Here is a 14,044-nt window from a genome sequence, read left to right as displayed (position 1 = left end):
GAAAGGAAGGGCAAAACTGGGTTTTTCCTATTCCCCATTCCCTATTCCCTAGCGCTATAACATATCTTCTTCTTCCTTATTCTGAACCCCGCGCATAATTCGAGAAAGTTCACTTTTTTCATTCACAGAAATTCGACTCGGTGAACCACTAATAATTCCTTCATAGTTCCGGAAAGAATCCTTAATTTCTGCACCATGTTCTGTAATCGCATATTCTCGAATGCCTTTATCATGCCACGATCCGCGCATCTTAAAGACATTGATCGCTCGCGACATTTCCCCACGAATTTCCACATATTGTAGCATTAAAATCGTATCCGTAATCGTCGAAATATGAGATTCAGTAATCGAATGAGACCCCATAAACTGATCCGTTGTATTAGTAAAGAAACCGGTAATTTCCTCCTGTTTTGCATATCCCGTTACCCCAATCACAAATTGACGGAAAGCATTATTACTCACCCCTCGTGCTAAGGCAGACAGGGAATCAATGGCAATTCGAGATGGTTTGAATTCTGTAATTTTAGATTTAATCAATTGCAAATGATCTTCTAATCCCGCTGACTCTGGATACGCACACAGAATTTTCAGCAGTCCTTGATTTTCCAATTCTTCAAAATCAATTCCCCAAGAGTTCGCATTCCGGAAAAGCTGGGCCCTCGATTCTTCATAGGCAAATAAAATGGCTCGTTCTGAATTCTTACAGGCATTTTCTAGAAACTTACTAACCAATAGGGTTTTACCGGTTCCTGTTGCTCCAGTGGCTAAAATAATCGAATCTTTGAAAAATCCGCCACCACACATTTCATCTAAAGTGCTAACTCCGGAAGAGACTCTAGCATTAGAAGAGCGTTGAGTAAGTCGCATCGCACCGAGCGGAAAGATATTAATTCCATTATCGGTAATGGTAAAAGGATATTCTCCTTTCATGTGCGTTGTTCCTCGAAGTTTGAGGATTTCTACAGTTCGTCGTCGTCGTTCTCCTTCTAAGGCGTTGCGAACAATAACTACATTATCGGAGACAAATTCTTCTACCCCAAAACGAGCAACTGGCCCATATTCTTCTTCCCGTTCTGTCGTCATGACGGTGGTGACACCGAGTTGTTTGAGTCTGGCAACTAGGCGAAAAATTTCTCGGCGCACCACAGAAGCGGCATCATATTGTTGAAATACAGCAGTTACGGAGTCAATGGAGACGCGCTTGGCTTTGTATTTACGAATGGCGTACTGAAGCCGTTCTATCAGGGCAGAAAGGTCAAAGTTGCCGACAATATCTTGACCTTCTGGGTCAGGAGATGCATCTAATATAAATAGTTTGCCATCATCTATGAGTTGCTGTAAGTCCCAACCAAAACTGGCGGAGTTTTGAATAATATCTGTAGGAGATTCTTCAAAGGTGACAAAAATACCGGGTTCATTAAAATAGGTAATGCCATTGTAGAGAAATTGAATGGTCAGCATGGTTTTACCTGTCCCTGATGTCCCACTGACTAGGGTGCTGCGACCTTGGGGTAGTCCACCATGACTGATGTCATCAAAACCTTCAATTAGGGTTCTAATTTTGGTGATTCCAGTAAGTTTTTTATGGGGAGTCTTTTCTGGTTCGCTAATTTGATCAAATGTACTCATAGGTGATATAGCTCTAAATTAGAATAATAAAAGAGATGATGAAAAAAACAAATGGTCTTGCTCGTTACTGTTTTATCCTAGATTTATCCTAGACTTTCATCATCGCGCAGTTCATCATATAATAAATCGAGTCCAATCAACACTTTTTCGCGATCTGAGAGATCTCCAATGATTTTACGGACAGGAGGGGGGAGTATTTTGGCAAGGGTGGGCGTGGCGAGAATTTTATCTTCTTCAGCAAGTTGGGGGTTTTTTAGAACATCAATCACTTTGAGGGCATAAACTCCTTGGAATTCTTGTTCGAGAATGTCGTTAAGTGTTTTTAGAGCGCGTACTGAGTTGGGGGTATTTCCAGCAACGTAGAGTTTGAGAATGTAGGTTTTTTTTAGGGGACTCATGGTTGTTCTGTGTCAAAGGGTTCTAGATAGTGTTGTCATTCAGGACTATGAATTCACAAGAGTTAGGATTCACGAGGAATTGAGCGGCGATACATTTCACACAAATGGGCAATAGTATCAATTAGGGTTAAACGATAGTCAAGTAAAATCTCTTCACTCCGTCCTTCTAGCTGTAATTGTTTGGAAAATTCTTCCATTAGTTCCATGTGAATTTCAACAATTTGAGACACAGAAATATCGGCAAAAAAAGCGATGTTTACAAACTCGTCAATTTTGGAGTTGGTTCCTTCATCATCGGAGAAATAAGTCAGTATTATATCCTCATAGTCTTTTTTTAAGCAATCGAGTAAATCTTGTTGTTTTTCATAAGATAAACGACGGAAAAAGTTTTTGGGGTCTCGTTTGTAATACACGCCGAGATATCCTAGTCGTTCTTTAAGTTTCTCCGCTAAACGTCGTTGCTGACGTTTTAGGGAGTTTTGAATGGCGATCGCATCGATCGCCATTCCGGGTTGTGCGCTGGTCGATTTTTGGGTGGTTGATAGTTCCAGAAATTTGGCGATCGCCCGATTAATGACCGAGGGAACTTCTTGCAGTTGCTCGGCCGTGACTTCTAAAACTGCATCATGGTATAATCGCCTTATCCCTGTTAGATTAGGACGGTCTAAATTATCCGTTTCTTCTTCATTCTTTGAGTGAAGTTCTAGAGGTGGGCTTTGTGCCATAGATTCCCCGATCGCCACTAGAGGTAAATAGGTTTTTTGTTGCCGCAGTTTACCTAAGAGTTCCGATATCTCCGGGGTCTGTTCTACCACCAAACAGTCAATTTGCTGTCTGTGCTGATCGACATATTCGATTAACTCACCTTCAGAAAATAAGCGAGTGTGAGCATGGCGAGTGTCTTCTAGGCATTGCTCTAAGGCATCGCCAAGGGACGCGGATCGGACAAAGGTACAGATAGACAGTTGAGAGGGCACGCCAAGGTGTTAAAAGAAACTACAGGTATCGGCTTCGCCTATAGAAAAAAGCGTTGCGTCAATAATCGAGTAAATTTATTTTTTTACAAGTCTTTATATCAATGTAAACATTCTAGACTTAATTGTAAATAAATTGTTATGTTTCTGGGAAGTTTTCCGGTCTGCTTAGGGCTACCTCCCTGAAATTCTGGTTAATGATCCAGAATTAGGTGAGCGATCGCTTACTGATTTCAGGCTTAAGCCACCAGGTGTTGCTGACATTGTGGTTACCTAACGTTCATGAACCCTCCTTTGCTCCAAGCTTTTACTTCTCCAGTGGTCGTCTGTCCACAAACCACTCTGCTCGAAAGGGCCTTAATAGAATGGAGTTTAACGGATCGAGAGCTGCTTGTGGTTATCGATCCGGCCCAATTCCCGATCGCCTGTATCCAGTTTTCCCGGTGGTTACCGTATTGGCTGCATCAAGACTCCCAAGGGGTTCATACTCCTTCATTACTCAAAATCAACCCTCAATTGTACCAAATTGGAGAACCGATATTAGAAGCGATCGCCTGTTTTGCCAGCGACTTAGAGATCGGCGCATTTCAGGAGCAACTCCAACAGTTTAATCCGGCGATCGCCTGCCATTATGCTCTCATCAATCAGGAACGGGAATTTGTGGGATTGCTCGATAACCAGCGCTTGCTTCAATATTCCTTAGATCAGAAGGCGGCTCATGGACTAGAGCGAAGGGAAGCAGGAGGACGGGAGATCTTCCTGAGCGATCGCACCTTGGATACTCACCCCTTCTCCCAAACCCTTCCCTCACCCCTGTTTTCCTCCTCCCATACCGACAATCTCTCCCAGCTCTCTCCAGAGTCTCCAGCCGACTGGCAACTTCAAACTCTCTTGACTCGCGTTACTCAATTGGTTAAGGAAAATCACGCCAAAGACCAGATCTTAGCCTATATCAGCCATGCTCTAAAAACACCAATTACCTCAATTTTAGGTTTATCCAACCTATTATCCCATCCCCATCACTCCCTCAGTGAACCTCGACAACAGCAGTACTTAAATTTGATTCATCAAGGAGCCAAACAACTGAGGATGATGACTGATGATGTAGTCACTTGGACACAGCTCGAACTGGGAGAAGTCGTGTTAAAGAAATCGCCAGTTAAGCTCTCCCAATTATGCGATCGCATCTTAGCCAGCTTTCAAGAATTGGTGCAAGATCGGGTCGAGTCGCCCTACCTGAATCTCACCCCAGATCCCGATCTTACCGATGTAATGGCTGATGAATTTTGGGTGCGGCAAATGCTCAACCGACTATTATCGTATAACGTATGGGCGATCGGCGATGGGTCGCATTATCGCTCTCCCCAACCTCTCTCCATGGCTCTCGAACTTGAGATCCAAGCTCAAGGAGGATTTTGGATTAGCTTTTGTTTAACCAATCCTCACTTAACAACCCCCATCAATCTTACCCCTTGGATACCCTCTTCTGGTCAACCTAATGCCTCCCCCTCTTCCTCCACTTGGGAATTAGGATTAGTCATTGTTGGTCAACTTGCCCAACTCCATGGGGGCGATCTCATGTGTTCATACAAACCCAATGAAGGTGCAGAATTCACCCTTCTCTTACCCTCAGAACTGCTCGATCAACCCTCAGAAACTGAAATCGAGTCTTCTTTCCCGCAAAAATTAACCCTATTATGCCTATCTCCCGGCACACCGCAAAAGGGAACCTATCAAGAATGGGTACGGGGATGCCACGCCTTGAGAGGTAAAGATTGCCGTCTCTTGGAAGCGGAAGATTTAGATCAAGCTGAAATCTTAGCCAGAGTTTGGAAACCTCATGTTTTAGTCTTCAATGATGCTGGTTTAGAGGATGTTTGGGGGTATTTAAATGCTCTGCGTCAATCAGAATCGTTATGTTATTTACCTCTGATTGCCCTTAGTCAGGAAACGACTCAAATGGCGAATCAAATTCCGGGATTGTTGGTATTCCCTTGTTTGGTTTCTCCTGATTCTGAACTAGCGGTTTCTACTCTGTTACAAGTGATTAAAATAGCTGCGAGTCAGGGATAGGGGGCGCTCCCTGAGCCAAGCTATATGGATTGTTTCATCTAAAATTTTGTTTGTAGTAAGCACGAAGAGTGCTTAAAAGCCTAGCTGGAGAGGGTTAAAACCCTCACTACAAACAAAATCTAATGCACCAAATTAGGTGAAACAGTTCACTACAAAGAATCAGGATCGATATTTAACTGTCGCAGTTTCTCCCGTAGCTGTTGTAAGTCCGATTCGGCACTTTCAGCTCGCTCTGTGGCGCGATCGCGCTCTAATTCAGCACTGTTAGCTCTGTCCCGCTCTAGTTCTTTTTCCTGACATTGGCGATCGCGCTCTTGCACGACATCCTCATAAGTCCCGAACGCTTCCCCACTCGGCGTGAATAACTGCAATGTTTGCTCGCTGGTACTAAAACTCACCTGTAATAGCGGACTTTTCCAACCTTCCATTTGAGGAATTTCTGTTAGTCTTCCCCCACTTCTCAACCATCCTTGCAGTTGATTCTTTTTCGGATTGTAGACATAATATTCTTCCACGCCATAATAGTCGTAGAACTCAAACTTATCGTCCATTTCGCCTTTACTATTACTCGGCGAGATGATCTCAAATGCCACTTGAGGCACAATATTTCCTTCTTCCCATTGTTTATAGGAGCCTCTATCTTTTTTCTCCACTCCCAAAACCACCATGATATCCGGTGCTTGGCTAAACGGTAAATTTTCTTCTGCTACTGTTAACGTTCCCGCTTTTTTGGGATACTACAACAAATCACCCGCCACAAATACGTCTTCTCGCTCTTGAAACAGAGCCGACAATCCTCCGACAATGGTGGTAATTAAACGAAATTGAATCGTATTATCCCATCGGTTTGCCATCACTGTCTGGGTAGAGTCGAGCGGCAACTTGCGATTCAGAAAGCAGTTCTTGTACCATCGTTTTCTACCTGAATACCGATTGTGTTTGCACTCCTGCTTTGAGGATAGCATAGCTGATGCGATCGCCACTCGCCTAATTCAGATCTTCATCTTGACATCTAGAAAAGAATGCTAGGTTGTAGATCCCCCCTAGCCCCTTAAAAAGGCTAATCTTGTAGGGTTTTTAAAATACCCTCTCAATTTGGCTAAAAATCATCCAATAGGGCAAGGTTTGCTGGTGTATTCACAATCTGTAGGGGCGAACGGCCGTTCGCCCCTACATGCCGGATGGTAGTTTAAGGAAACCCCCTGCTTTTTAAGGGGGATTTAGGGGGATCAAAATGCTGTAAGCCCCTACTTATGACTCAAATGTATCCTTAACTCCAGAACCGGTGGCTTCTTGAATCAGGGTTTCGGCGCGATCGCCATCTTGATAGAGTAATTCTAAAAACTGCCAAGGTTCCATCCCGACTAACCGGGCGTAAAATCCAACTTCACCCATGATTCTGGCTTCTGACTGGCGCAAATACATACTGAGGCAGTGATGGGCCTGGTTTTCCGGTTGGCGTTGGGTACGGAAAAAGGCTAAAGCATTGAGTAACCGGTCTTCATAGGGCGCGAGGGGTCTAATGTTCAGGTTTTGGGGAGTTCGTTGAGTCATAATCGATGAAACTGCGTTTCCTGTAGAAAGAGCATACCCCGTAAGGCAAACAACACACCCTACGGGGCTAAGATTACTCTATTTTGCCACTTTCGGAAGCATCAGAGTTTGACTCCCCTTTGTTGAACTCTGATAAAAGAGGGAAACTCAACCTAGGCTTTTTTAGCTCTTTTACGAACCATGAAACCACCAACACCCAGTAGAGCAAGTACCATTCCGGGTTCAGGAATGCTCTGGCTCTGGTTTTGATCGGGATCAAAACCGGTGTTGCTCAGGAGGAAGGAGTGGTTGTCAGTCTCAAAGCCACCACCTGCATGAGACACCTGTTGTAACACAATCCGGTCAAATACAGAACCAGCATCTTCAGCCCAGAATTCCAGGTAAGCATCTGCTTCATTCCAGAAGTTCCTTGCACGGTGAGAACCTTTAGATTCCTGCCAAACAGCATTCAATTCAGCTTGATTTGGAGCATTATGTCCTGCTGACTGAAAAGCATCGATAAGCGTATCTCCTTTATAGAAGGAAATTTTATTGTTGGCGCTCACAGAACCCCAGTTGAGACCAAAGTAGTTAGCTGTTTCATTGAACTTAATCTCAACATCAGCTCCTTTGAAAACGGTAAGGTAAGGGTTGTTGTGGTTAACAGTGCCATTAATATTTTCTGGAACCCATCGGTCAGCAATTACAGCACTCCTGCCAGGGTTCAAAAATGTATAAGAGGCAAATTCATTGGTGAAACTTGCGTTAGACCGACGGCCGCGTTGATTAGGGATTAAGTCATTGAAGTCAACAGTAGCCGTATTCTCAACTTGAGTGGCAATCCCCATATTGCCATGTTCGCCATAGGAGACCCCCTTATTCATGCGGAAGCTAAGACCTGCATGAGCAGCATTATTGCCAATTCCGAGTGTGGAGAAAGTTGCTAGAGCCGCGATCACTAGAGTTTTGTATGTGTTGTTCATGGTCTGTTCTCTTTTTTGTGTTTGTGTGTTAAGCACATGGTAAAAAAAATCTTGAAAAAGTAAACTCATTATTCAAAACCTTTATTCAAGCCTTAAAAAAACTGTTTTTTTACTGAAACAAACACCCCATTTTTGAGTAATAAAAATCACAAAATACAGTATTTACACTTAAAAATTACATCGCCAAAGGGAAGTACGGATAAGGAAAAATTTTGGCAGTAAATTGGCATAAATATTGCTATAGCGTCGTCTCAAGAACTAGAAGCACCATTCCTTCGCTTAAAGTGAGAAAAACCATGGCGATATCAATTGCTTTCATTAGTGCTAACACGTAAGTGCTAGCACTAATATAGTAAAATTTAAGGGAGATAACGGATAGGCTACTGAGCTGCAAGCCCTCAATTGTGGAAACGGTGATGGCGATCCATAAATCTAGGTTGACCTGCTGTTTGGCAGAAAAAGCGTTATTATCTTTAAACTTGTGTCTCTAAACTGAGTGTCCATATCCACCAACTGTTTTAGTCCATGAGTTTTAAGGAAGAATTTGAACTACTGCTGCGATCGCGCTATTCCATCATCTACATTCCCACCGCCGAAGAAGAACGGGTGGAAAGGACGATCGCCGAATCGGCCAAAAACCTCGGCAGTCGGGGAGTCTATACCTGGGATTTTGTCGATGGTTATCAAGGCAATCCCAATGATAACGGGTTTGGTCGTCGCAACCCCCTCCAAGCCTTAGAATTCGTCCAGAAAGTGCCCCCCACAGCCGCCGGGATTTTTGTTCTCCGGGATTTTCAGCGCTTTTTAGACGATATTTCTATATCGCGGAAACTGAGAAATTTAGCCCGCAGCCTCAAATCGGAAGCCAAAAACTTGGTGATTCTGGCTCCAGAAATTGCCATCCCCACCGACTTAACCGAAGTGATTACCGTCTTAGAATTTCCCTTACCCCAGAGTGGAGATATTCGAGAAGAAGTCAGGCGGTTACTGATGGGATTAGGACAAGTCATTGAGCAAGAAGTCCTGGAAGAAATTGTCCGCTGTTGTCAAGGTCTTTCCCTAGAGCGCATTCGTCGAGTATTGGGAAAAGCGATCGCCACCCATGGCGAATTGCGCCCGGAAGATGTAGACCTGATTTTAGAAGAAAAACGGCAAACCATTCGCCAAACCCAAATCCTCGACTTTTATCCCGCTCAAGAACAAATTTCCGACATTGGCGGTTTAGAAAACCTCAAAGATTGGCTCCTGCGGCGCGGTGGTGGGTTTTCCGAGCAAGCTAGAGCCTACGGACTGCCCCATCCCCGTGGTTTACTGTTAGTGGGCATTCAAGGAACGGGGAAATCTCTGACGGCAAAAGCGATCGCCCACCATTGGCATCTTCCCCTCCTGCGCCTCGATGTGGGACGACTATTTGCCGGACTCGTGGGAGAATCGGAATCGAGAACCCGGCAAATGATTCAACTGGCTGAAGCTCTCGCTCCTTGCATTTTATGGATTGACGAAATTGACAAAGCCTTTAGCGGCATGGGATCGCGGGGAGATGCAGGTACAACCAACCGGGTATTCGGAACCTTTGTCACTTGGCTAGCAGAAAAAACTTCACCGGTTTTTGTCGTTGCCACCGCTAATAATATCCAAAGTTTACCCCCAGAACTATTACGCAAAGGGCGATTTGATGAAATCTTTTTTGTGGGACTCCCCACCCAAGAAGAACGACAAGCCATTTTTGAAGTTCATCTTTCTCGGTTGCGTCCCCAAAGTCTGAGAAATTATGAGTTAAAACGTCTTGCCTATGAAACCCCGGATTTTTCCGGGGCAGAAATTGAACAAATGATTGTAGAAGCCATGCACATTGGCTTTAGTCAAAACCGGGATTTTACCACCGATGATATCCTAGAGGCAGCCAGTCAAATTGTCCCCTTAGCTCGCACGGCTCAAGAACAAATTGAATTGTTACAATCTTGGGCAGCATCCGGTAAAGCGAGACTTGCCTCTCGTTCAAGTGGTTTAAAACCGCCCTTGTAGTCGTTATTATTTTCCAGATTTATTCTTATGGTTGGTAGATTAGTTTCCGGATTTTTTCAAGTATTTTTGGGGATCGCGTTGGCGATCGCCCTGATGTTAGTCGGTGGATTAGCCGCTGCTCGTTATTTTATGGCCAGAATGACCATTGACCCTCCCAAACCGGAGTTTCCAGAGGCACAAGAGGCTAAACCGGCTTCTGCTTCCCTGTCTACTCCTGCTGAAGTCCAAAAGCCAAAAGAACCGGAACTTCCAGAAGGAGCCTACAAAGCGAGAGTCACTTGGCCCGATGGTCTGATCTTGCGGAATGCCCCCAGTTATGAGTCGGGGTCTATTGGTGGAGTCGGTTATAACGAAACGTTGTATGTGATTGGAGAAAGTGAAGATAAGATTTGGCAAAAAGTTCGGGTTGCTTCTCGAGATGCCTGGGTGAAAGGGGGAAATGTGGAGAAAGTGGAATAGAAGGGAATGGGGAATGGGGAATGGAGGTAGCAATTCTCTCTTCTATGAAGTACAGCTTGAAGCCTCAGACCCTAAGTAATACAAGCTATTGCCTGTTGCCTATGGCCTAGTGCGAAGCGCAAATTAAATGTTAAGAAATATCTCTAAACCTCAAGCTTGATTGCAATTTAGGGGCAATTATGCACTGAAAAGAAACTTGGGTGATACCCTGAGAAGACAAAATTGATCAGCACTCATCCAGAAATCATCTTTTATGTATAATAAGTCTTCTAATTCGGATTGGCTTGAAGCGATCGTTACTGGTAGTATCGGTGCAGGCATTGTAACTTCTTTTGCCGTCAGTCAAGGACAACACCCCCTAGTCGGTTTAGCCATTACCTTATTTGCTGGTATCTGCGCTTGGTTAATCGATCGGCAAATGCACTAATTGATACTGATTCGATCCATGTTTACCCTTGTGTTACCATTCGGTAAATTCATCTTTTTGGGTTCTCGCTTAATCCAAAGCTTGCTAACAATAACCCTGATTCTGGGGTCGTTGACCCTCTCAGTCAGAGCTATAGAAATAGGAGATGATGGGCCGCAAGTGCGGGAATTGCAGCAACGACTCCAAGATTTAGGGTATTTTGATTTACAACCTACAGGACGATTTCGGGAAGTGACTCAAGAAGCGGTCATCCGATTTCAACGCGATCGGGGATTAATTCCCGATGGTATTGTGGGCGCAGAAACTTGGAGTCGATTGCGATCGGGAGGAAACCAAAGATCGACATTAGACAATTCTCCCGTACTCCAGCGCGGAGACCAAGGCCCGGAAGTCACGGCTCTACAGGAAAACCTGATGGCCAAAGGCTTTTTTAATGGCCCCATTACGGGATTATATGGTTCCTTAACCGAGGAAGCGGTTCGCTCCTATCAACAAGTCCAAGGCTTAACCCCAGATGGCATTTATGGCCGCCGAACTCAAGCACGACTCGAAAACGGAGCGCCAGTGGGTCAGTCCTTAAGTTCCAGGTCAGATCCCCAAGTTCTAGAATTACAGCGCCGTTTAAAAGCCAGAGGATTGTATGATGGCCCCTTAGATGGCATCTTAGGCCCCCTAACCCAAGAAGCCATATCCAGAGCGCAACAGAAGTATGGCATTAGTGCAGAAGATATTCGCTGAGTTTCTCTAGGTGGTGGCCCTCTGAACCAAAGAAATTGCAAGTGAGCAATCTTGAGTCATTTTGCTCGAAAAAATCGCCTAAAATAGGGGCAGCATCGACACCTGGATTAAGATCTCCTACTCTCTATGGACTCTCTAGCCTATCTCCATCTAGCCCTAGCCTATCAAGACCCGACCAGCACCAAACGGGTTTTACGAAAATCAATCCAGCAATTTTGGCAACAGTTGCTGGCTAAACCAATTTCTAGTCAATTGATCCTACGATTACTCTCTTTAGGCATCGCGCTGGCGATCTTGACTTTAGCGCAAGTAGCTCTAGCTCTACGATTCGGAGATTCTGGCACAGATGTAGCTCAACTTCAGCAAAATCTCCAGCTATTAGGATACTATCGAGGCCCCATCACCAGAGTCTTTGATGGAGCAACTGAGCAAGCAGTACTTGGTTTCCAACGTGATGCTGGTATTGGGGTCGATGGCATAGTGGGTTCGGAAACTCAATCTGCGATCAATCGGATCTTGTTCAACCAATTGCCACAAGCAGGATTCAATACGTTCCCTCAAATTCTGCCCCCTCCTCCAGCACCTTTTAATACGCCATCTTTTACCCCCGGTATCACTTTTGGCGATCCCTTTCCGAATTCCTTTAATCCGGCTCTGGGTCAACCCAACTTTAATCAACCCTTTGGAACAAACTTTGGATTACAGCAAGTAACACCCAGTTCTCCGATCGGGCAGATTCAGCTACTGCAAAGTAGACTGCAAGATCTAGGATGGTATCGAGGCACAATTGATGGCATCTATGGCCAACTAACAACAGAGGCTGTGGAGCAGTTTCAGCGCTTCAGAGGTTTATTTCCTAGTGGCATAGCTGATAGCAGAACTCTAGCAGAATTAGGTTTAGGATCGGACCCAATAGCCGGAGGAAACAATACTTTTCCCCGTGTAACACTCCAAGGATATGTTGTCGTGATTCCAACCGGTAATAATTTTGTATATCAACAAATCCGCATACGGTATCCCAGCGCTATACAAACTCGAAATCGAAGAGGGAGATTTGTTTATATACAAGCCTATGACAATCGAGATCGTGCGGAGAGTCAGTCGGCTTTATTACGATCGCAAGGTTTTACTAATGCCAGAGTCGTCTATTTCCGTTAAGCTCTAAATATCAAGGATAATGATTCCTGTGGCGATCGCCCTTGAACACTCACTTACCACCTAAACCTGTTACTCCTATTGATCCTCTATGACTGAACCTGTTGCCGATCTCAATACCCAAGCTCCTATGGCGACTCGCATCCGTAATCTGGTGGTGGCGTTAACGGCGATCGCCTTAAGTGTAGCTTTGTTTCTAGGTCTACAAACCCAAAATCCGTCTACGTCTCTGTCTGAGTTGGCCGAAACCTCTACACCGCTAGAAGTTGCCCTAGAGAATGAGAAGCCAACGTTAATGGAATTTTATGCCAATTGGTGTTTAAGTTGCCAAGCCATGGTTCCTGATATGGTAGCGTTGCGAGAGGGCTATGGGGCACAAGTCAATTTTGTGATGTTGAATGTGGATAATACCAAATGGTTGCCAGAAATGGATGCCTATCGCGTCGATGGCATTCCCCATTTTGTATTTTTAGATCGTCGGGGAGAGGCGATCGCCGAAACAATTGGCGAATTACCCAAACCCATTCTCAAAGATAAATTAGACGCTCTCGTGGCGGGTGTCCCCATTCCCGACGCTGGCAATATCGGCAAAGTATCCAGCCTAGAATCGGGTTCACGAAGTGAAGTCCCCATAGTTTCCGATCCCCGCAGTCATGGATCTCAGGTCGTGCAGTAGGCGATCGGATGTCTCCAGGAATTTTATATCAAGTGGATTGTGAATGTTGGACAGAAGAATATTATTCAATACTTTCATCATAACCGTTTCATTGGTTTCCCTCCTCTAAGATAAATTGATAAACCGATCGCGATATAAAAAACCTTGAACGTAATCAATTTGCATTCGTTGCGCAAAAGCCAAATCCTCTTCGGTTTCCACTCCTTCTAAAATAATTTTTTTTTCTGTGCCATGCACATAATTAGTCAAGAACTGAACTAAACAAATTAGATTTTTGTTTTGTTTATTCTGAACAACATATCGATCCAGTTTAATAAAATCAACCAGTTGCATGACTGACGTGGAGATCATCGATTGTGGATTACAAACATCATCAAGAGCCGTCTCAATTGTGGCGTTTGATAATTCATGGATCATGGACAAACTCATCATAGCATGATTGATTTCAGTATTTTCAATTAACTCGACGACAATTCCCTCACTATTTTGATAATTATGAAATAACTCTACAAATGGATTTTTTCCAGAATGGGTTTTGCATTGTTCTCTACTACAGGAAAAATACGAATCTTGATCGAGGTTGACAAAAAGCTTCGTCTTTTTGGGGGCATGAGCTAATTGCAGTATTTTTTGTTGATATTCAACCTCACAGAGTTGGAGTGGTGTGTTGTGTAAAGCCCGATATACTATATCTGGTGGAATGGCTTGATTAGAGGTATCAAAAAAGCGGGCTAAACACTCGAATCCATAGATCTCTTGACTCTTGACTTCAACAATCGGTTGATACTCTACTCCATATCTTTGTTCCGAGATTAACTCATCTATACTCTTAGACCAATTGACCCAAGCATCTATCTTTTTTACTTTCAAACCTGAGCTGTTTAACTGCATTTTTTCTACTTTTCTTCGTTTTTGTCTAGAAGATTTGAATAATGTATGAAAACCAACATTTTTTCTCCGTTGTCAATTCAATG

General features: G+C 44.1%; 14 protein-coding genes. 7 read left to right on the top strand and 7 right to left on the bottom strand.

Annotated elements, in window-relative coordinates:
* Positions 1-54 precede the first annotated feature (54 nt).
* The 3 genes from kaiC to J7529_RS11740 form a co-directional block, all read right to left on the bottom strand.
* Positions 55-1,629 carry a circadian clock protein KaiC gene (gene kaiC / locus J7529_RS11750; RefSeq protein WP_271941668.1) on the bottom strand — a complete coding sequence of 525 codons (1,575 nt, stop codon included), beginning with the start codon at positions 1,627-1,629 and terminating at the stop codon, positions 55-57.
* Between the two features lie 83 nt (positions 1,630-1,712).
* On the bottom strand, positions 1,713-2,027 hold the full coding sequence (kaiB, locus tag J7529_RS11745) for a circadian clock protein KaiB (RefSeq protein WP_271941671.1): 315 nt from the start codon (positions 2,025-2,027) through the stop codon (positions 1,713-1,715).
* 62 nt (positions 2,028-2,089) lie between these two features.
* Positions 2,090-3,004 carry a circadian clock protein KaiA gene (locus tag J7529_RS11740; protein WP_318729108.1) on the bottom strand — a complete coding sequence of 305 codons (915 nt, stop codon included), beginning with the start codon at positions 3,002-3,004 and terminating at the stop codon, positions 2,090-2,092.
* A 279-nt stretch (positions 3,005-3,283) separates the two neighbouring features.
* Between J7529_RS11740 and J7529_RS11735 the strand changes: the two genes are divergently transcribed.
* Positions 3,284-5,074 carry a HAMP domain-containing sensor histidine kinase gene (locus J7529_RS11735; protein WP_318729107.1) on the top strand — a complete coding sequence of 597 codons (1,791 nt, stop codon included), beginning with the start codon at positions 3,284-3,286 and terminating at the stop codon, positions 5,072-5,074.
* A gap of 149 nt (positions 5,075-5,223) precedes the next feature.
* Here the strand turns inward: J7529_RS11735 and J7529_RS11730 are convergent, their stop codons facing one another.
* The 3 genes from J7529_RS11730 to J7529_RS11720 form a co-directional block, all read right to left on the bottom strand.
* Positions 5,224-5,742: a Uma2 family endonuclease gene (locus J7529_RS11730; RefSeq protein WP_413038872.1), complete on the bottom strand. Its 519-nt coding sequence runs from the start codon at positions 5,740-5,742 to the stop codon at positions 5,224-5,226.
* Between the two features lie 583 nt (positions 5,743-6,325).
* Entirely contained in the window at positions 6,326-6,628 is a 303-nt protein-coding gene (locus J7529_RS11725; RefSeq protein ID WP_318729106.1) for a hypothetical protein, read from the bottom strand.
* Between the two features lie 152 nt (positions 6,629-6,780).
* Positions 6,781-7,659, bottom strand: a complete 879-nt coding sequence (locus J7529_RS11720) for a PEP-CTERM sorting domain-containing protein (protein ID WP_318729105.1) — start codon at positions 7,657-7,659, stop codon at positions 6,781-6,783.
* Positions 7,660-8,115: 456 nt separating this feature from the next.
* On the opposite strand from J7529_RS11720, the gene J7529_RS11715 reads away from it, so the two are divergent.
* The 6 genes from J7529_RS11715 (at position 8,116) to J7529_RS11690 (ending at position 13,070) form a co-directional block, all read left to right on the top strand.
* A complete protein-coding gene (locus tag J7529_RS11715) occupies positions 8,116-9,615 on the top strand; it encodes an AAA family ATPase (protein ID WP_318729104.1) in 1,500 nt (499 codons plus the stop codon).
* Between the two features lie 27 nt (positions 9,616-9,642).
* Positions 9,643-10,074 carry an SH3 domain-containing protein gene (locus J7529_RS11710; protein WP_271941685.1) on the top strand — a complete coding sequence of 144 codons (432 nt, stop codon included), beginning with the start codon at positions 9,643-9,645 and terminating at the stop codon, positions 10,072-10,074.
* A 253-nt stretch (positions 10,075-10,327) separates the two neighbouring features.
* On the top strand, positions 10,328-10,501 hold the full coding sequence (locus J7529_RS11705; protein WP_271941687.1) for a hypothetical protein: 174 nt from the start codon (positions 10,328-10,330) through the stop codon (positions 10,499-10,501).
* 18 nt (positions 10,502-10,519) lie between these two features.
* Complete coding sequence (locus J7529_RS11700; RefSeq protein WP_318729103.1) at positions 10,520-11,239, top strand: peptidoglycan-binding protein; 720 nt, start codon at positions 10,520-10,522, stop codon at positions 11,237-11,239.
* Positions 11,240-11,365: 126 nt separating this feature from the next.
* On the top strand, positions 11,366-12,397 hold the full coding sequence (locus J7529_RS11695) for a peptidoglycan-binding domain-containing protein (protein ID WP_318729102.1): 1,032 nt from the start codon (positions 11,366-11,368) through the stop codon (positions 12,395-12,397).
* An 88-nt stretch (positions 12,398-12,485) separates the two neighbouring features.
* Positions 12,486-13,070 carry a thioredoxin family protein gene (locus J7529_RS11690; protein ID WP_271941696.1) on the top strand — a complete coding sequence of 195 codons (585 nt, stop codon included), beginning with the start codon at positions 12,486-12,488 and terminating at the stop codon, positions 13,068-13,070.
* Positions 13,071-13,175: 105 nt separating this feature from the next.
* Here the strand turns inward: J7529_RS11690 and J7529_RS11685 are convergent, their stop codons facing one another.
* Positions 13,176-13,961, bottom strand: coding sequence for an EAL domain-containing protein (locus tag J7529_RS11685; RefSeq protein ID WP_318729101.1), 786 nt, complete (start codon positions 13,959-13,961; stop codon positions 13,176-13,178).
* Positions 13,962-14,044 lie beyond the last annotated feature (83 nt).

Origin of the sequence: Roseofilum sp. Guam (assembly GCF_017746735.1) — a bacterium.
In the GTDB taxonomy this organism is placed as follows: Bacteria; Cyanobacteriota; Cyanobacteriia; order Cyanobacteriales; family Desertifilaceae; genus Roseofilum; species Roseofilum reptotaenium.
Note: the sequence above shows the minus strand (reverse complement) of the source record. Positions and strands in the feature narration are given on the sequence as shown.